The sequence below is a fragment of the Agathobaculum massiliense genome (assembly GCF_900291975.1).
Taxonomy (GTDB): Bacteria; Bacillota; Clostridia; order Oscillospirales; family Butyricicoccaceae; genus Agathobaculum; species Agathobaculum ammoniilyticum.
Genome location: NZ_OMPN01000001.1, coordinates 2483688 through 2501514, shown reverse-complemented (window position 1 = coordinate 2501514; position 17827 = coordinate 2483688). Strand labels below are relative to the sequence as shown.

The 17827-nt window shown below is 50.5% G+C and carries 16 protein-coding genes; 4 read left to right on the top strand and 12 right to left on the bottom strand.

From position 1 onward, the window contains the following. Genes DBQ51_RS12725 through DBQ51_RS12715 form a run of 3 tightly spaced genes read right to left on the bottom strand, consistent with a single transcriptional unit; the run spans position 1 to position 4008 of the window. Positions 1-2283, bottom strand: coding sequence for an AAA family ATPase (locus DBQ51_RS12725; RefSeq protein ID WP_107631736.1), 2283 nt, complete (start codon positions 2281-2283; stop codon positions 1-3). 10 nt (positions 2284-2293) lie between these two features. Then, positions 2294-2926: a hypothetical protein gene (locus DBQ51_RS12720; RefSeq protein WP_199855200.1), complete on the bottom strand. Its 633-nt coding sequence runs from the start codon at positions 2924-2926 to the stop codon at positions 2294-2296. Positions 2927-2955: 29 nt separating this feature from the next. Further along, positions 2956-4008, bottom strand: coding sequence for a hypothetical protein (locus DBQ51_RS12715; protein WP_107631735.1), 1053 nt, complete (start codon positions 4006-4008; stop codon positions 2956-2958). 439 nt (positions 4009-4447) lie between these two features. On the opposite strand from DBQ51_RS12715, the gene DBQ51_RS12710 reads away from it, so the two are divergent. From DBQ51_RS12710 to DBQ51_RS12695, 4 genes are all read left to right on the top strand, one after another. Continuing rightward, a complete protein-coding gene (locus tag DBQ51_RS12710) occupies positions 4448-4972 on the top strand; it encodes a hypothetical protein (protein ID WP_107631734.1) in 525 nt (174 codons plus the stop codon). A gap of 140 nt (positions 4973-5112) precedes the next feature. Beyond that, positions 5113-5301, top strand: a complete 189-nt coding sequence (locus DBQ51_RS12705; RefSeq protein ID WP_107631733.1) for a hypothetical protein — start codon at positions 5113-5115, stop codon at positions 5299-5301. 1433 nt (positions 5302-6734) lie between these two features. Continuing rightward, positions 6735-7178, top strand: coding sequence for a MarR family winged helix-turn-helix transcriptional regulator (locus tag DBQ51_RS12700; protein ID WP_107631732.1), 444 nt, complete (start codon positions 6735-6737; stop codon positions 7176-7178). A gap of 4 nt (positions 7179-7182) precedes the next feature. Further along, positions 7183-8868 (top strand): cyclic-di-AMP receptor, encoded by a 1686-nt coding sequence (locus tag DBQ51_RS12695; protein WP_107631731.1) that lies wholly within the window; start codon positions 7183-7185, stop codon positions 8866-8868. Between the two features lie 99 nt (positions 8869-8967). On the opposite strand, the gene DBQ51_RS12690 is transcribed toward DBQ51_RS12695, so the two are convergent. The 9 genes from DBQ51_RS12690 to DBQ51_RS12650 form a co-directional block, all read right to left on the bottom strand. Further along, the gene (locus tag DBQ51_RS12690; protein ID WP_107631730.1) at positions 8968-10488 is read right to left on the bottom strand and encodes an alanine/glycine:cation symporter family protein; all 1521 of its coding nucleotides are present in this window, start codon (positions 10486-10488) and stop codon (positions 8968-8970) included. 80 nt (positions 10489-10568) lie between these two features. Further along, positions 10569-12062, bottom strand: a complete 1494-nt coding sequence (locus DBQ51_RS12685; RefSeq protein WP_107631729.1) for a xylulokinase — start codon at positions 12060-12062, stop codon at positions 10569-10571. Between the two features lie 3 nt (positions 12063-12065). After that, a complete protein-coding gene (locus DBQ51_RS12680) occupies positions 12066-12743 on the bottom strand; it encodes a hypothetical protein (RefSeq protein WP_107631728.1) in 678 nt (225 codons plus the stop codon). Positions 12744-12773: 30 nt separating this feature from the next. Next, positions 12774-13103, bottom strand: coding sequence for a cupin domain-containing protein (locus DBQ51_RS12675; RefSeq protein ID WP_107631727.1), 330 nt, complete (start codon positions 13101-13103; stop codon positions 12774-12776). Between the two features lie 133 nt (positions 13104-13236). Then, on the bottom strand, positions 13237-14088 hold the full coding sequence (locus DBQ51_RS17250; RefSeq protein ID WP_107631726.1) for a (2Fe-2S)-binding protein: 852 nt from the start codon (positions 14086-14088) through the stop codon (positions 13237-13239). Continuing rightward, positions 14081-15208: an NAD(P)/FAD-dependent oxidoreductase gene (locus DBQ51_RS17245; RefSeq protein ID WP_107631725.1), complete on the bottom strand. Its 1128-nt coding sequence runs from the start codon at positions 15206-15208 to the stop codon at positions 14081-14083. The genes DBQ51_RS17250 and DBQ51_RS17245 overlap by 8 nt, the downstream gene beginning before the upstream one ends. 3 nt (positions 15209-15211) lie before the next feature. Continuing rightward, positions 15212-15526 carry a (2Fe-2S)-binding protein gene (locus tag DBQ51_RS12660; RefSeq protein ID WP_107631724.1) on the bottom strand — a complete coding sequence of 105 codons (315 nt, stop codon included), beginning with the start codon at positions 15524-15526 and terminating at the stop codon, positions 15212-15214. A 36-nt stretch (positions 15527-15562) separates the two neighbouring features. Next, positions 15563-16621: an NAD(P)/FAD-dependent oxidoreductase gene (locus DBQ51_RS12655; protein ID WP_107631723.1), complete on the bottom strand. Its 1059-nt coding sequence runs from the start codon at positions 16619-16621 to the stop codon at positions 15563-15565. Between the two features lie 36 nt (positions 16622-16657). Then, positions 16658-17560, bottom strand: a complete 903-nt coding sequence (locus tag DBQ51_RS12650; protein WP_107631722.1) for a dihydrodipicolinate synthase family protein — start codon at positions 17558-17560, stop codon at positions 16658-16660. Between the last annotated feature and the right edge of the window lie 267 nt (positions 17561-17827).

The window sequence follows — 17827 nt, the reverse complement described above, 5'->3', positions numbered from 1 at the left end:
TCAATGAATCCCCATCATCATATCATAGTGTTGCTTTTGATTCATGGATTCAAAAATCATTTCAAAAATATTTCTGCATTCCGTAGCATCGAGGCATTCTTCCACATAATCGATTCCTTCGTTCATGCCAATCGAACTAGCATTGATATAGGCAAGCATAGAGGAAGCTAACTGGAACTTCTCCTCATCGTCATTACCGTCCATATCTTTGAATTTTCCTTCGGCTTTACCTCTAACCAGAACGACTTGGCGAAGGCTTGTACCCTCATAACCGCAAAGCTGTAAAAAGTAATACTCCAAGATGCGCCGGATGACATTCATTAACGGTACCGCTGACTGTATCTCCTTATACTCATCCCATAGGGCAGCATAGGAATTCTTAACCGGGTTGACATTCATGCGCTCTGTGGGGATGTTTGGATTAACATCATCACACAACTTTATTGTGGACTTAGAATCCAACTTCCGGATAAGATAGTACGAAACATACTCGTACTTGGAGATATAACCGTAAGTAATTTCACGGTGAAAGTAAGCGTTGTGTGTCAGAATAAAAATCTGCTTAATAAAGTTACCGTCTACTATTCGATTTCTATTATCGGCATTGTTTCTGCAAATTTCGATCATCTGCCGTACCAGAGTACTGACGATAAAGAGTGAGCCGCTATCCATACTGGAAACGGGATCATCAATGACCACAATTTTGTCTCTCGTCTCATCTTCTGCCGAATCACTGCCATATACCAGATGGTAGAAATACAGAAACGCAATGAAGTTCTTTTCGCCCTCACTCAAGTTGTCTGCAATGCTTCCATCCGGTCGACGAACCTCGTAAACATGGTCAACGCCGGCTTTCGGCTGAAGGCTGAAACCTTGCAATCCGGAATCACGCAGCATAGTGTTAATACTTTCCTTGGCAGTCTCGGTTTCAACTGTCTGCCCTCGTAGGGATTTCAACGTCCTTTCGATACCTTCCAAACTCTTTTTTTGTGCTTCGATTTCCGAATTAAGGGTTGCCAGCTCAGCTTCTATTTGAGCATCACTCTGCTGATAAGCAACAATCACATCTCTAAGCCGGAACGCCAACAGCGAGAAAGCTTGCTCAGTACATTCGGTCCTTTTCTTTGGGCCTGCATCTACAATGGCGTTATTTGCCTCAATCAGCGCATTAAATCTATTTATAATAAATACTAGTTCCTCCAGAATTGGAGCAATGTCAGAAAGGATTACTGGCAATGCTGGATTCTCAGTTTTTATCTTGATCTTCTCAATATTTTCCTGAATAGCTGCTTTGAGAACCTCCAGCTTCTCTGTGTACGGCTTCACATCTATCTGGGGATAAACATCTTTCGGAATGTTCTGGAGAGGTATAAACAGGGTGTTTGCTGTTTTCCTATAAACTTCCAGAAAATCGATTAATTTTTGCAGGTTAGTTTGATATCTAGTATCAAAACTGTCAATCACTATCTGCTCAAAATCCTCCGAAAGATTTCTGCCACAGTATGGGCATTTTCCGTTAGCGTTATGGGCATAAAGATCGTGACCTTGACGCATCCACTCAGTTGCTCCGATATTTCTCAAAAATCCAGCAAGCTCAGTATCAGCACTATTTACAATGGCTACAGTCAATATATCGCTTCCTGCTATAGTATCCATTATAGCCGTATCGGCAATAGTGGAAAAACGCTGGTACCTCTTTGCTGTCTCGGAGAATGCCGAGTCATACAACCTGCGGAATTCCTCCAAGTCGATCTGCTTTGGAATATGCTTTAATATCTCTCTGGTAAATGGTTCAGATTTTCCTTTACCGGACTGCGTTTTTGCAAATTCCTCTCGAAACGCCTTTTCTCTATCCCAGCATTCCTTATAGAAAGCCTTCTTTAATTTTTCTTGTGTAGCTACTCGCTCCATTTGTTTTTCAGTTGCAGTGGTCAATGCCCTTCGAGCGGCAATACGCTCTTCGTTTTTTTCATCGATTTGCCGTTGCGCTTTCACATTTTTTGCATTGAGGGTGAAAACCCCTTTCATATTACGATAGCTTCTGAAATTAGCATCAATAAAATCTTGGTTATATACCAGTGGCAGATAATTGGCTGCTGTTCTGCCTGAGGCATATGTCACCCCCACGCCGCTGAGTATAGCCTTCGCAATGGTAGATTTACCCGTACCATTATTACCAAAGAAAAAATTGACAAAGGTCGGTTCAATGTGGCAACCTGTATCTTTATAACTTGCCTCCTGTAAATCGATCCGGGTTATCTCAGACGAGATCTTAGAATTCATCAAACTCCCCCTATACGGGCATAGGCATCCCTAGGATACCAGCCTCTTTAAAAGCCTCAAATACATTTACCTTCCGAACAGACCAAGCGCTATAGTTAAGGTCAGTAATTGCGCAATCCATATTTAGTCCAAAGAACATAGCATTGCGTTTGTTGCATAGTTTTATTTGCTGGATTGGAGCGATAGGCTTGAAGGCTATTTTGACATTTTTCCCGATGACCATCACTTTTTGTATGTAGCAAAGCATACAATATTGAGTAGGGGAAGTCGTACCATTCATAGCCGTGTTTTCCTGACAGATAATCGCAGGAAATCGTTTCAGTTCTGCAATGCCGTCTTCTGTAAGGGTCGAGCACCTCTCGAATATTTCAGGAGGAACATTATGTTTTGTCAAAGCTCTACTCGTGGTGACAGATATAATCCCATCTTTGAAAACATCCTCATCAGGGGTAACAATTAGCTGATAGTATTCCTTACTAAATGATTGAATAGCTATCATCATTTCTGCCGAAGAGTCTGCCGATTTTGGATAACTTATATTGTATGTAAAGTTAACTGTAGCCCCCGGCTGATTATCTACATAAACATTATTCGTGCCGGTTTGTTGTGTCTCGGAAGCAGGCGGCAAGTTATTCTGCTTCACATATAACTCGTTCCTCATATTGCTTCGCCTCAAAAGTTAAAATTCATTGTACCGTTATTCGTCAGGTTAAAGTTGTTCTCTCCGTTTTGAACAACATTAGTCTGATTCTGAATAACGGTTATTTTTTTATCTTCTTTGGCAGAACTTGGTGGCGTATAATCATCCATAACCTCTGCCTTAACTTGCTCTGTTCCTTCAGATCTATCCCAATCACTATCTTCTGGAATAGGATATAGCCTTCGATATAAATCAGCCATCTTTTTCCGTAATTTAAGTGACTCTGGTTGAAATTCATTACGCAGGCGCTGTCCTTCTTCCCATGATTCATTTCTAAACAAAAACCTATCCATGCTTTCCACATATCGTAGATACTTATCTGATATATAGCAACGGTATTTGGACATAGTTTCGATAATTTCAATAATTAGATTTCTTACTTCGTCGTCTGATATTTCGCGTAGATCATACCGCCACGCTCCACACACCAAGTCATCAATATAGTCTGGCAGATCTCCTGCTGTCCAGGTAGCTGTTGGATCATTGTCTATGCAGTACCGAAGGATAGGCTTACTTTGCTTCCGAAAACGGCTCAGCAGCTCCTGATCGTGATTTGAAAGCGATGATTTCCAAGCCCTGTCGGGGTCTTCGGTAGGGGTATCTGCTTCATGTGAGGGAAGCTCAGCATCACTTGCCGTGCTTTTCTGCTTGCGCTTTACAGAGGCGGCATCTTTGATGATTTTTTCAAAAAGTTCCGCAATTAGATACCCGGCATTATGTTGGGTTATCCCGGGAAGATAATTTTTAAAATTATCGCACAGCCGCTGCACATTTGCATCCGGCAAATCTTGAATATACGTAACGAATTCCTCTGGTTCAACAAACCGTCCGATTTTCTGTGCGATCCTTGTGATTTTTGTCGTTCCATTGTAGTACGCCTTATATGTGTTTTCGCTATACCCGCCCAAAATATCACCGCTATCGTCAGTAAGAATTTCTTCAAACATCGATTTTGTAAAGGCGCGGGTACTGCTGCCAAAACCTATTACTGGAAAGAGCAGTTGCATAAAGGTCGAAAATTCCATAGCCAAACTCCTATCTTAAACATACCAAAATATACCGAAGCCCATCCGACGCTATCAAAGTCTACCGGTATGATTATGTATAATCAGTTCGAAGGCGGGACCTAATCACAATTCGCATCGAAGTAATCAGCAAACAGTTTTATATCATTATATCATGCGAATATGCGTCTTGCAATTTCGTTTGCAAATTAATTATTTCTATACGCATCATTTATTCTGCGAACGAAAACTCTCACTTCAAACTGTAGTGGCCGGCATCGCTTGATCTCCGATGGCTCAACCCGCCACGGCAGACAATTCAATACCGTAGCTGCCTTTTGAGCGGGTTAGCTGCAATCCGAAACGGAGAGATTCGTTTGGACTGCGGTTACTTTTTCCCCCATTATGCAGCTACTTTCAATTCCTCCGTTTCGAGAAATCGAAAATCGGAGGAATTTTTATGACAAACAATGACAAGCAGAATCGTATCTACATACGCTCTGCCAAACAATGGGTACCCTGCACTAAAGAACAGTTTGATGACTACTACCGCGACATAAACGCATACCGTCGCACTCAGCAGAATCATGGTCGTTGTGTATGCCCACCTTCCAAGAGGCTGATGTGCGACATGGATTGTTGGACCTGTCCTTACTGCACGCAAGGAGATCTGAGTTCCCTGGACTCGGGTCATACCGATAATGAGAGCACGGAAATGAACTGGCTCGACCAATTGCAGAGAGAGATGCCCGACCTTCAAGTCCCCTCCAGTGAGGATCTTGTAACTGATGTCCTTTATATGCGTCAGCTTCTCGCTCGAGTGTGTGAGCTATTGCCTCAGGCCATTGAAATTTGGAGACTCCGTCAGCTAGGCGTAAGTGATGATGCTATTGCCACCAAAATCGGCACTGGTAGAAAGACCTTCGCTTACCGCATTAAGAAAACTGCAGAAGTACTCAAAAAGGAATTTCCGGACTTTTTCTAAAAAGTTTGCTTACTTTTTTCCAAAACAGCTACTTAGTTTCCATTTGGCAGTGTAAGGAGCAACACCAAGAGTGTTTCTTCCGGAACGCAAAAGATTGTCGAAGGCGCTTTACTTAGCAAAATCAAAGGAGGTGAAACACCATGGAAATGATGCAAACCATTCTCATTACCGCGCTCCTGTTTATCCGACTGTGCATCAGCATCAATGTTCTAGTAACTTCCATTCAGTCCTGTATCTATGACCGGAGACGTGAAAAGCGTGAGCTATCTCGGGCTGAATGCGGCAAAGAATATTATGGCAAACATACGGATAACTTACTGAACAAGTAAGCCACTCCACTCTTTGAGTTGAACCAATCCAGTAAAAATGGACAGTGACAAATACCCCATGACGTAGAAAAACAGAAACTATGAACCGCCTCTGTTTGTGCTATCCGCGCAAACAGAGGCGGTTCAGTAAATCAATTTACTGCCCTATTGGGCTATGCAAAAGCATCGGTTACCACAACAGCCGATATTGGAGCTTACAGTGATAAGAACATACCAATAGTCAGTTTGTATCGCTATGTGAAATCTTCTATATTCCAAATACTTTTATTCTCCTATAACACGGATGACAACCTTGTTCAACTTGTCGACCTCGCCTGTAGTGAAACCATCTCTACCGAGAGCATTCGGCACCGATGGATATTTCTACTATCAAACAGGCTTTTCATGCTATCTTTGAACACATCTGTCTGTCACAGCATCTGGAGTAGCTTACCTAAGATTATCTTAATCAAAATCTTGACTCCGTTCTATGATCTGAGTTGTTATGACAGGACCGCTTCTCTCCTTGGAAAATATCGACGCAGCGTTTGAACTTGAAAAGCAAAAGTTGACCAAAAGCAAGAAATCCATCAAAATTTCTCTCAACCCTGTATTCCCACGAATTCAAATTGAACGACGCATATGCAATCTCCCAACTTATACTCCTGATAACTATCCTTCAAAAGTGCAATATCCACAATTTGGAAGCCGATATATCTTTTTAGGCTCGACTTGCAAAATACCACGTTCTATGCAGTGTGTAAGACGATTACCACATCGATCAGACTATTAACAACCGTGGCGTAACACTAAATATGTAACTGGTACGGCTTATCATTCATATAGGCAAAAGCTCCCGCTTCGAGTTGGCACAGGCATTTGAAGAGCCTTCTTATAGATTTTATGAACTTATTTCGTGTTATTATGTTCGCTTCGTTCCATCATCTTTATTATTTAGAACAATTAGACGCACTATGTTTATGTAGTGTCAAGCCGCCAAGGGTATTATAAAGGGTACAAAACGCCGCTATCATCGTGTTGTAGTTATACATGAATAAGCAGTACATTCATTTCGCTTCTTGTCCCTCGTGTCAGATGGTACTCTGACATGAGGGACATTTTCATGTTTGGTCAGCCTAACAATCGGATTCACACTCCCCTTTGCTTCCATCTCAACTAAGACATAGATAGTGCGATCTCTACGGCAGGTACGCGGCGGCTCCTGAAGCGTGGCTAAATATTTCATCATGCCGTTGTGAACGATATCCTCTACAATCCGTGTGATTAAATGGAACTTCCAACTGTCTAAATTGGTGTCATTGGAATACTCCACAAATATATTGCTCGTAATCCCAATATTCCTTACAAATTTTCTCTTGACCCCCCCTTTCTGCCGCGTATAATCTGCTTGCTGCAGTCCCATTTAGGACTTATATGGAAGAGGGAGATACGTTATGATAGCCGAAGCCTTACTCATACTACAGGAAATCAATCAAACGATCAGCAAACTGCGCGGTATTTATGATATCTGGGGCCGTGACAACGGCCTTGGCTACCATGAACTGTTGGTACTGTACCAACTGCGCGAAAAGGGCTTCTGCTCACAGAAAGAGCTGTGCGAAACCTATTTGCTGCCCAAGCAGACGGTACACAATATTGTTTCCCGATACTTTCAAAAAGGGTATTTATGTGAGTTGTCCGAAATGAAACGCGGGCGTGAAAAATTTTTCCGCCTGTCGGAAGCCGGCCTTGCCTATGCCGAAACATTCCTTGAGCCTTTGACGCAGTGGGAAACCGCCTCCCTTAATGCGTTCGGTCTGGAACAGGCTCGGCAGATGGTCGGCCTGATGAAGCAATATCACAAGATTCTGGAACAACAATTAGACTGCGAGGGGTAAATCAATGGCAAACACAGAACAGGAAAACAATCTTTTTGACAGCGATCGGATAGGGTCTGTGCTGCTGCGCATCGCACCGCCTGTCATGGCGGCACAGCTGATCCAGTCGCTTTATAATATTGTGGACAGCTACTTTGTTGGTCAGTTTTCTGCCGAGGGGCTGACCGCGCTTTCCATACTCTTCCCTATTCAGCTGGTCATTACTGCGATCGCGGTCGGGACCGGTGTAGGCGTTAACACCTTGATCTCCCGCTACGACGGACAGGGCCGCCACAGCCGTGCTCTATCTGTCGCAGGTACCGGAACCATGCTGGCTTTCCTCAGCTGGCTGCTGTTCGCCCTCATCAGCGGGCTTCTGCTCGCACCATTTGTGCACGCATCTACCCAGTCCGCACGGGTAGCCGAGGAAGCCATGACATATGGCTATATTGTCTGCATCGGCAGCATCGGTGTATTCCTTGAAGGCACATGGACCAAGGTACATCAGGCGCGGGGAAACATGCGCCTTCCGATGGCAGCGCAGGTTGCAGGCGCGCTGACCAATATCGTGCTTGATCCTCTGCTGATTTTTGGCCTTGGCCCATTTCCTGCGCTTGGGATCGCAGGCGCTGCCTATGCCACGGTCGCCGGACAGATGCTCGCAGCGTTGATCACTGCCTCCGCGCTGCACAGGCCGCCCGTCTGGCGGGAGGCGCGCTTTTACATCCGGCGTATCTACCAGCTGGGCTATCCGCCCATCCTGATGCAGACGCTTTACACCGTATACATCATTGCGCTCAATCTGATCCTTGCCGGTTTCTCTGATCAGGCGGTAACTGTTCTGGGTCTGTACTACAAGATCCAGTCCTTTTTCTTTATCCCGCTCGCGGGGCTGCAAACCTGCATTGTCCCGTTCCTCAGCTATACCTATGCCAAAAAGGCCTACCGGCGCTGTCAGGGGATCATCCGTTTTTCCATCTTTCTGGCCATGAGCCTGATGCTGGTCGGCGTTGCCTGCTTTGAACTGATCCCGCAAACGCTTCTGCGCATTTTCACCTCTAACGCCCAAGTGCTCACGATCGGCGTACCTGCATTCCGCATCATCGGCATCAGCTTCATCCCTGCAGTTCTGTCGCTGATCTTCCCGGTGTTTTTTCAGGCGATTGGCAAATCGCTTTCCAGCGTCCTGCTGTCCCTGACGCGGCAGATTTTCTGCCTGATCCCGCTTTTCTGGCTGCTGTCCAAAATCGGCCTCACGTTCTCCTGGGCCGCATTCCCTCTTGCGGAAACGATCACCGGTATTTTAAGCCTGATCCTGTATTTCCGCTGCGTGCGTGACTGGAACATTGCCGGCAAGTATCAGCCGCAGCAGGCCAGCAATACACAGCATCTGAAAATGCTCATTGCAATTATCCACCACAAGGATGAGGACGCTGTCTGCGCCGCTCTGACGACGGCCGGATATCCCTTCACCCGCACGGCTTCCATCGGCGCCTTCCTTTCCGGCGGCAGCTGTACGCTATTCATCGGCACCGTAGCAGACCGGGTACAGCCTGCCATACAAATCATCCGTGCGCACTGTTCCCTCCGGGCCGAGTCGATTCCCTCCGATGGACAGCCTGCGGTACCCACAGACGTCGGTTCTACACAAGTGACAGTTAGCGGCGCTACAATATTTGTGACTGATGTGAGCCGGTTTGAAAAGATCTAAACCAACAACATTTCCCCCTCCAAATACACCCTTTTGCAGAAAAGAACCGCGGCGCAATGTACGCCGCGGTTCTTCACAGAAAGGGATGTATATGGAGTTTTAACTTGTCTTGCTTTCCTGCGCCTGCTCTGTCTCAGTCAAGCGATCCTTGTTGATGTCCATCCATAGATCAGCGTTCTTGATGCCGAGCTTTTGCGGGTTGAATACCGGCTCCTTTCCAGACTTGTACTGCGACCGGTAATCCTTATAGACCTTGATAACCGTGTTGGACATGATCAGCAGGATAATAACGTTGAACCATACCATCAGGCCAACGCCCAGCTCACCTGCTGCAAAGCTGCTCGCCGAGGTCTGGATCGCAAAGAAGAAGAATACCAACGGCATCACGAAGCGCAGCGCCCAAATACATACGCGACGGGTTTTGAGCGTTTTTTTGCGCAGCAGATAGGCAATTGCGGTCTCGCCCTGATAATAGTAATTGAGAACCGTGGTGAAGGCGAAGAAGAAAAGGAACACGGCGATCAGTATGCTGCCGATTGACGGCAGAATGGTCGCAACGCCCTCCTGCGTCCATACGATACCCGCCGCGTCCTGTGCGGCCTGCTCTGCCATGATGGCCGAACCCTGGCCGATATGCAGTACGGTACCGTCAGGCGACTTGACGTTGAAGCAGTCGGTCAGCAGGATGATCAGGCCAGTGCACAGGCACACAGACAAATCGATGAACACGCTGAACGAATTGACCAGCCCCTGTACGCCCGGATGCGCACATTCGGTGGCAGATGCGGCCGGAACCGCCTCGCCCATGCCGGCGCCCGAGGAGTTCACGCTTCGCTTGACGCCCCACAAAACCGCGCTGCCGAGCATACCGCCGTAGATGGCGTTCGTGCCGAACGCGCTTGTGATGATCGTTCCCAATACACCGGGGATTTCTCCGAGATTGGAGACAAGGATGACCAGCGTCATCAGCGCAAAGCCGAGTGTCATAACCGGCACGATATAGGTTGCGGTCGCTGCGATGCGCTTGATGCCACCCGAGATGACGATGAACAGTAGAATGGCAGCGATCAGGCCGCTAACCCACAGCGGGATACCCAGGCTGTTCTGGAAACCGGTCGTAATCGAATTGGCATGCGGCGCAACCGTCAGGATTGGCACGCATACCAGCGTCAGCATAGCATAGATCAGCGCTGGAACCTTCCATCCCAGACCATTTTGGATGTAGTAGTACGCGCCGCCGCGGTATTCGCCGTCCTGCTTGATCTTATACACCTGTCCCAGACTGCATTCCGCATAGGAGATCGCCGTACCGAGGATCGAGGTGACCATCATCCAGAAAATCGCGCCCGGGCCGCCGCTCCATACGCCGACCGCAACGCCCGCCACATTTGCTGTGCCGACGCGGTAGCCGACGACCGTGCAGAAGGTGGCAAACGGAGAAATACCTGCGTCCGAACTGCTCGTATTGAACAGCAGGTGGACCTGATGCCGGATATTGCGCACCTGCACAAAGCCCAGCCGGATGGTTAAATAAATGCTTGACAAAAGGATCAGAAAAATAATGGGATCCGCCCATACAAAATTGTTTAGCTGCGTGATAACATTACTGATTGCTTCCATGTTTTCCCTCCTTGTCGAACATACCTGTTTCTCTCTCTCTTATTTGCCGGGGAATTGGGGAAATATCTTTCGCTATTTACTCATGCTTCATTCTGATACCGCGCAAACAGGCTTTGGCAGGATGCCTGACAGTTCAGGTATGCACCATACGCCTCATCATAAGCGGACTTTTTCGCCGGGTCCGGCTCGTACAGCTGGCCTTTCTTCACATACCGGTCGATTGCGTCTTCGGGCGTGGAAAACAGCCCTTCAGCCGCGCCCGCCAGCATACCTGCGCCGATGCCGGTCGCATTTTCCGACTCCATCACCTGGAACGGGATGCCAAGGCAGTCCGCCTTCATCTGGTTGCACAACGCAGAGCGCGTACCGCCGCCCGTGCCAATAATCACTTCCGGGTTGCCGACCGATGCCCGGATCACTTCGATGCAGTCCCGGATGGTGAAAACATTTGCTTCATATACCGCGTGCGTCATCTGCGGCAGGCCATGGTTCATGGTCAATCCGAAGAACACGCCGCGCGCACTGCTGTTCGCCGCCGGGGTAATCTGTCCCTGCAAAAACGGCAGGAACAGCAGGCCATCCGAGCCCGGCGCAACCGAAAGCGCCGCGCCGTCCATCTCCTCATAGCTGCACCGCGCCAGTGTATCTTTATACCAGCGAAGGTTGCCGCCCGTGATCAGCGATGCATTTTCCAGCGTCCAGTACTTACCATCCGCGGAAATATGCGTCAGCATAGTGCCAACCGGGTCATATATCGGTTTGGTGATGTAGGTGGAAATCGAGGTGGACGTGCCGCTGATATCCATCACTTGACCGGGCTGCTTCATACCCGAGCCCAGCATAGCGATCTGATGGTCACTGTCACCCACGACGACCCGTGTATGCTCGCTTAAACCGAATTCAACTGCGCGCTGCGGACGTATGGTACCTGCAACCTCATATGCGCTTCTGACCTCAAACATTTTGTCCATGTCGAGTTCTGCTGCTTCAAATATCGTTTCCGACCAGGTGCACGAGCGGATATCAAACAACTGTGTATAGGACGCGCCGCAGTATCCGTTGACCGGCGTACCGGTCAGATAGCCCACGAAAAACGCGGTCGCTTCGCAGAAATACCGCGCCTTGCGGTAGATCTCCGGCTTGTTCTCCCGGATCCACATGATCTTGGTAACATCCTGAAATGGTGTGATGGGCGAGCCGGAGATCGTCAGTGCATCCTCCTCTGAAATCCGTTGGCGCAGCCGGTCGGCCTGTTCGCCGGTGCGGCTGTCCATCCAGATGATGCAGTTGTCGATTGGAACACAGTTTTCGTCCACAGGGACGATGGAAGCGTCAATGCAGGCAAACGCGATTGTGCCGATATCCTCTGCGGTGATCCTGCCCTGCTCTTTGATCTGCGCGAGAATATGCCCCAACGCATCCAGCCAAAGGTTTGCATCGCATTCCGCCCAGCCGGCCTGCGGGTACACGGGAAGATATTCGCTGCTGGCCTGCGCGACCAACTCCCTTTCCGGGTCAAACAGATAGCCGCGCATGCTCTGGGTCCCCATATCGATACCGACATAATATTTCATAGCTTATTTCCCTTCCAGATAGTGCAGCACAAATTCCAGATTCTCGCGGAATGAGCCACCCTTGACGAAGTTGGCGCCGAACAGCGCGCTGCCCATGGTATACGCCTTGCAGCCCAGCTCGTTCATCAGATCCATGCGTGCGGTATTGCTGATGCTGCCCGCTATGGTCAGCTTATCCATACCGATACGATTGCCGACCGCATAGGCCAATTCCATCGGATCGCCGTCTGTGTAGCGGAACGCGGTCAGATCCACACCGTCCGCCCCCGCTTCGATCAGCCGCACGCTGTCCGCCACGATTTCATCGATCGTACCGGTAAGCGCAACCGGGCTGCCGCCGACCTTGCCAGGAAAAGGCAGGTATTTCATGCTGTACTGCTCGAGCACCGGCTTGACTGCCGGATAATACACCGTACCGGTCAGATAGTCAAAGCCGCATTCGCCGGCGAGCTTTGCGCCCTCCACGCAGCCCTCCTCGGTGTAGGTGACAACCTCCAGATAGGTGGTCTTACCCGCATCCTTCATTTTTCGGTTGAGCGCGATCATTTCATCCTTGCTCAGGCCAACATCTTTGAAGCCCCAGTGCTGCGCAGGCAGATCCTTGCATGTGTCAAAAACATCCGCCGCATTGGTGACTGTGATATCGTTGTTGGTCAGCATAATAATCAGTTCGGGTTTCAAAGCAATGCATCCTCGCTTTCTATTCTATCATTAAAACTCGCTCGGGGCGAGGCTCCAGCTTACAATGCACTTTTCTTCGCTGATATTGGTCAGCTGGTGCGGCTCACCGGGCGGAATCAGCTGCGCCATGCCTTCATGCAGCTCGTAGAGTTTTTCGCCGCAACGCAGCAGCACGGTGCCTTTCACCACATAGAACACCTCATGCGAGGCGGCATGCCCAAGATCTACTGCTCCTGTCTGCCCGGGCATCAGCTCAGAGGTGCCGAAGGTGATCTTCTCCGTGTGGAAATACTCACGGCACACCTCTACGCCTTCCAGAAAGATTTTTGCCTCATCGGCTTTGACGATTTTGGTCTCCATCTGCTGTTCCTTTCCTTTATGTGCGTCCCCTCATTTCATGCATGCGGGAGAAACAGCGATCCATCTGAAAAGCCTGTGCTTTCCCGCTGTTTTCTCCCGCCTTGCACAGATGAGGGAACCTGTGTTTTGAAAATTACCAGTCGTGCTCATAGAACTGCTCACTGGCCTGCACGTCGAGCGAAGTATATGCCGTCACCTTGACCGGACGTACCGGGCCGCGCTTGGTCGCCTGCGGCACCTGTGCGGGCGGAACATGCAGTTCCTGCGCAATAATACGCTCGATCGTCTTATGGCAGTTGCGCCCCTGGCACAAGCCCATGCCCGGGCGGAGCACACGCTTGACCTCGTTGACGCTGGTCGCGCCGTTGCGTACTGCCTCGATCACTTCTGCCTTAGTGATCTCTTCACAGCGGCAGACATACATATTATCCTCGTTGGCCTCGGCCAGCACGGCATCCGAGGGCTTTTGCAGCGCCTCCTCCGAGGCGATCCGCTTCCCGTCAACCGAGATGCCGCGTACCTGCATGCCAAATCCCTTGGGTACCTTGACCTCAACCACAGCCGTCCGGTCGTTGACCTTGCTCATCACCATGCGAATGACCTCACCCTTGGTCAGGAAGCGGCCGTCCCGGCTCAGGCCGTATACCTCCTGCCCTTTTTCGGGCAGCGGGTAGTATTCATACGGCAGGGTCACCGTGTCAAAATCCTCCGCAGTCTGATCCACAAGGAAGATCGCCTGTCCCGGGCAGCCGGCTACGCACAGGCCGCAGCCCACGCATTTGTCCTTATCCACAACCGGCAGATTGGTGATCGGCTCACCGACTGTGATTGCATGGTGCGGGCACAGCGCCTCACATGGATTGCACGGAATATTCTGCGCGCATTCAATGACCACGCACTTTTTCTGCGACAGGACCTCCATCCCCGGGAAACCCGGTATATCCTTCACTTCGTCAATATCCAAAAAGCCGTCTCTTTCAAGCATGCTGCTTCACCTTCCAATCCTCCATCTGCCGGATGATCTGCTCCTTTGCCTGCGCGCGGCCTGCACCGAAAGGACCGGTACGAAGCTGGTTCAGCGATTCCCACACCTTTGCTTTAGCCTCCGCCGCCTCTGCTTCGCTGATCTTGCCCAACGACTGCGCCGCAGCAATGCCGGCAAGCTTACCTTCCTCGATCGCCGAGGAGGCTTCTTCCACGCCGGAAGCATCACCTGCAACGTAAATACCATCCTGGGTTGTCATCATATCGCGGTCGTGCATCGGGACCTGGCTGCCCAGACGGCCTGCGTTAATAAACTCCACATGCGCCATGGCGGGAAGCGCGATATCCGGTGTCAATCCCACCGCGATGCCGATGCAGTCGCACGCAATGAACTGCTCTGTACCCTTGACAGGCTGGAACTTGTCGTCCACTTCTGCGATGACTGCGCCGACAATGCCGCTCTTGTCCTCGTTCGGAACAGCTTCGAGCACGGTGTGGCCGGTAAAGATCGGTACACCTGCACGGCGTACTTTGGCCGAGTGTACGCCATAGCCGCCCAGTTGAGGCGCAGCCTCAACAATGCCCGCTACCTCAGCACCCGACTGCAGCAACTGATAGGAAACGATCAGGCCGACGTTGCCCGAGCCAATCATCAGCACCCGCTCGCCGACTGGCACGCGATTGACGTTGATCATGGTCTGGATTGCACCTGCGCCGACCACGCCGGGCAGGGTCCAGCCCGGGAAAGCCAGAGGATTTTCCGATGCGCCCGTCGCCATAATGATTTTTTGAGGGTGTACAATCATGCCGGTCTCGCCATCCACAGCAAGGGCCACACCCTCGTCGTTTGGGTATATGCCGTAGGCAACCGTGTTCAGCATGACCTCCACGCCCAGCTTTTCCACTTCGTCCAGCAATTCGTTGCCGATATCCACGCCGCGCACGCCTGCATGGTGGCGGCGGGAACCGAAGAACTTGTGGATCTGCTTGAACAGCTGGCCGCCCGGCTTGCTGTTTTCATCCACCACAAGCACATCTGCGCCGTACCGTGCGGCCTCGATTGCGGCGGAAAGCCCTGCGGGACCTGCACCGACAACCAGGATCTCAACTTCCTTATTCATGCTTTACCCCTCCCATTTGCCAAGGCCGTCCTGTGTCTCGATTACCATGCCGTCCTCCACCGGGGTAACGCAGGTGCGGACGTTGGGATCGCCGTTGACTGTCATCACGCAGTTCGTACAACGACCGATTCCGCAAAAATAGCCGCGCGGCTCATGCTTCTTGATGCTGATGTTCTGAACCTTCACGCCGTTTGCCAGCAGCGCGGACAGGATGGGCTCGCCCGCCCTTGCGGGCATCTTTTTCCCGTCTACAGTGATCCAGACCTGGGTACCCGGCTCCAAATCACCCAAAATAACATGATGTTCAATTCTGGACATATGAACTCCTCCTATTTCTTCGCTGCGTCGCCGCGCTTACGCCTCGCCGGTCATCATTTTGCATGCGCGCATGCCGACTGCGGGGCCAAGTGCAAAGCCGCAGAAGCCGGTGACCGCATAGTACACGCCGGGATAGTTTTCCACCTCACCCATCCAGGGCAGGCGGTCGGGCGTAAAGCCCTCAAAGCCCGACCAACTGCGCAGGATGTTGAGCTTTTTGATCGAAGGGAGAATCGCCTGTGCCTCCCGGACATTAAAGCAGAGATTGTTAATCGATACGTCCTTAACGCCGGTCTTGATATCGCCGTAGCCCTCGCGGCCGCCACCGATCAGGATCGAACCTTCCGCGGTCTGCTTCATGGTCAGCGTCGGGGTGGTGAACGTATAGTTCAGGAAGGGCGGTGCCTTCTCGGTGACGGTGATCATGTTATGCTGCTCCGCGAATTCAATATGTACGCCAAGCGGGTCGAGCAGTTTAGGCGAGCGGATGCCGCACGCGACCAGCACCTTCTCTGCACGGATCACATCGTCTGCAGTAAATACATCGTAGCCGTTTCCGTCTGCCGCGCGTTCGATTTTGCTGACCGGCTGGTGATCCATAAAGCACGCGCCCTTTTTCTTCGCCGCTTCGAGCACGTTCCGTCCTGCCTTGAGCGGATTGGCATAGGCAGAAATCGGGCTGAAATTTGCAGCGATTACGTCGTCCGCTACGCCGGGAACCATCTCGCGGATAGTTTCCCGGTCAAGCCGCTTGACCGGCAGGCCATTGGCGCGGAATCTCTCTTCCTGCTCGTCGAGCATGTGCAGATCCTCCTCAAGCAGGATGGCATAGATGCCGCCCGTGCGGTGGTAGCCGACGTCAATCCCGTCCTGATTCTGAAACTTATCCCACAGCTCGGCGGCTTCCTTGTGGTAAGGCAGTGATTTCGGCGGCTGCTGCAGCAGCTCGATGCCGCCCGCATTGACGCCCGAGGCCTCGTTACAGGGATAGCCCTTGTCGACCACCGTTACCTTTTTGCCGCGCTCGGTCAGGAAATAGGCCGCGGTGCATCCGACAATGCCCGCGCCGACAATCAAATAATCTGTCTGTTTCACAGGGAAGCCCTCCTTGTCCGCAAATGATCGCGCCGCTTATTCCTTGGACAGCGCGCGGATGTTGCTCCACTCGAGCACCAGCTTTTTATCCTCCTCGGTCAGGCCCTGGCGCGGCCGGCGGCAGATGCCCTCTTCAAAGCCGTACACCTCTTTCAGGATATACTTGACCGCCTGCGTCGGCCGGTCAAAACGTTCCGTCATGTTGACCACCGGATAGAGCTTTTTATACAGCATCAGGCCCTTTTCAAAGTCCTTCTCCTCCAGCATGGCCTTGTGGAACTGCATGGACAGCTTGGGCAGGATGTTTGCGGTCATGCTGATCCAGCCGATCGCGCCGGTCGCATATGCCTGATACAGCAGATAGTCGCAGCCGCACAGTACGCCGATGTCGTCCTCTGCCTCTTCGCCTGCAAAAATGTAATCGGTCATCACGTCGATCATCATGGAAGCGTCCTTAACGATCTTGACATGCTCCAGCTTATACAGCTCGCGCATGGTCTCGGTGGTGATGCCGGTGGTAACATTGCCGTTGTTGTAAACCATGATGTCCAGGCCGGAATGGTCGTTGATGTATTTATAATGCTCGTAGATCTCGTGCTGTGTCGGGTGATAGTAGAAAGAGGGCAGCACCATGGCGGCGGAAGCGCCTGCTTCGCGCGCATTTTCCATCAGCTCCACTGCATCCTCAGGGCGCTCACGCGAGCAACCGACAATGACCGATACACGGTCCTTGACATACGGCACCATCTCACGGACATAGGCCTTGTGTTCTTCGAGCGACATGCTCTGGTATTCGCCGGCCGCCATCAGGATGCCCAAGCCATCAATACCTTCGCTGATCATCCAGTCCGCATGCTTTTTCGCAGCTGTAAAGTTAAAGCTGCCGTCCTCATTCATCGGGGTTACCATTGCGGGATAAACGTGCGCAAACTTGTTCATAGCGAATCTCCTTTTCCTTTTGCCATGATGTGTGGGTTTTCTTTTTCCCTCTGACAGGGAAGCGGTCTTGAGCTGTCGCACCGCCGCGGCAACTCAGATTTGTGGAATGGTGAGCATGCTGCCTTGTGTGAATGAAGTGTGCAGCAAATTATTTACTCTAATATAAATTATAGAATCAATTCTAAAATAAACAAATACAATAATCTTATTATAATGATCTATTTAATAATATTATCTTATATATTTCATACATAGAATGGATTTTAG

Excerpts from the sequence above, each read along its gene's own strand:
- DBQ51_RS12650 (WP_107631722.1), bottom strand. The coding sequence starts at position 17,560 with ATGAACAAGTTTGCGCACGTTTATCCCGCAATGGTAACCCCGATGAAT.
- DBQ51_RS12695 (WP_107631731.1), top strand. The coding sequence starts at position 7,183 with ATGGCAAACACAGAACAGGAAAACAATCTTTTTGACAGCGATCGGATA.
- DBQ51_RS17245 (WP_107631725.1), bottom strand. The coding sequence starts at position 15,208 with ATGAATAAGGAAGTTGAGATCCTGGTTGTCGGTGCAGGTCCCGCAGGG.
- DBQ51_RS12660 (WP_107631724.1), bottom strand. The coding sequence starts at position 15,526 with ATGTCCAGAATTGAACATCATGTTATTTTGGGTGATTTGGAGCCGGGT.
- DBQ51_RS12715 (WP_107631735.1), bottom strand. The coding sequence starts at position 4,008 with ATGGAATTTTCGACCTTTATGCAACTGCTCTTTCCAGTAATAGGTTTT.
- DBQ51_RS12675 (WP_107631727.1), bottom strand. The coding sequence starts at position 13,103 with ATGGAGACCAAAATCGTCAAAGCCGATGAGGCAAAAATCTTTCTGGAA.
- DBQ51_RS12700 (WP_107631732.1), top strand. The coding sequence starts at position 6,735 with ATGATAGCCGAAGCCTTACTCATACTACAGGAAATCAATCAAACGATC.
- DBQ51_RS12705 (WP_107631733.1), top strand. The coding sequence starts at position 5,113 with ATGGAAATGATGCAAACCATTCTCATTACCGCGCTCCTGTTTATCCGA.
- DBQ51_RS12685 (WP_107631729.1), bottom strand. The coding sequence starts at position 12,062 with ATGAAATATTATGTCGGTATCGATATGGGGACCCAGAGCATGCGCGGC.
- DBQ51_RS12690 (WP_107631730.1), bottom strand. The coding sequence starts at position 10,488 with ATGGAAGCAATCAGTAATGTTATCACGCAGCTAAACAATTTTGTATGG.
- DBQ51_RS12725 (WP_107631736.1), bottom strand. The coding sequence starts at position 2,283 with ATGAATTCTAAGATCTCGTCTGAGATAACCCGGATCGATTTACAGGAG.
- DBQ51_RS12710 (WP_107631734.1), top strand. The coding sequence starts at position 4,448 with ATGACAAACAATGACAAGCAGAATCGTATCTACATACGCTCTGCCAAA.
- DBQ51_RS17250 (WP_107631726.1), bottom strand. The coding sequence starts at position 14,088 with ATGCTTGAAAGAGACGGCTTTTTGGATATTGACGAAGTGAAGGATATA.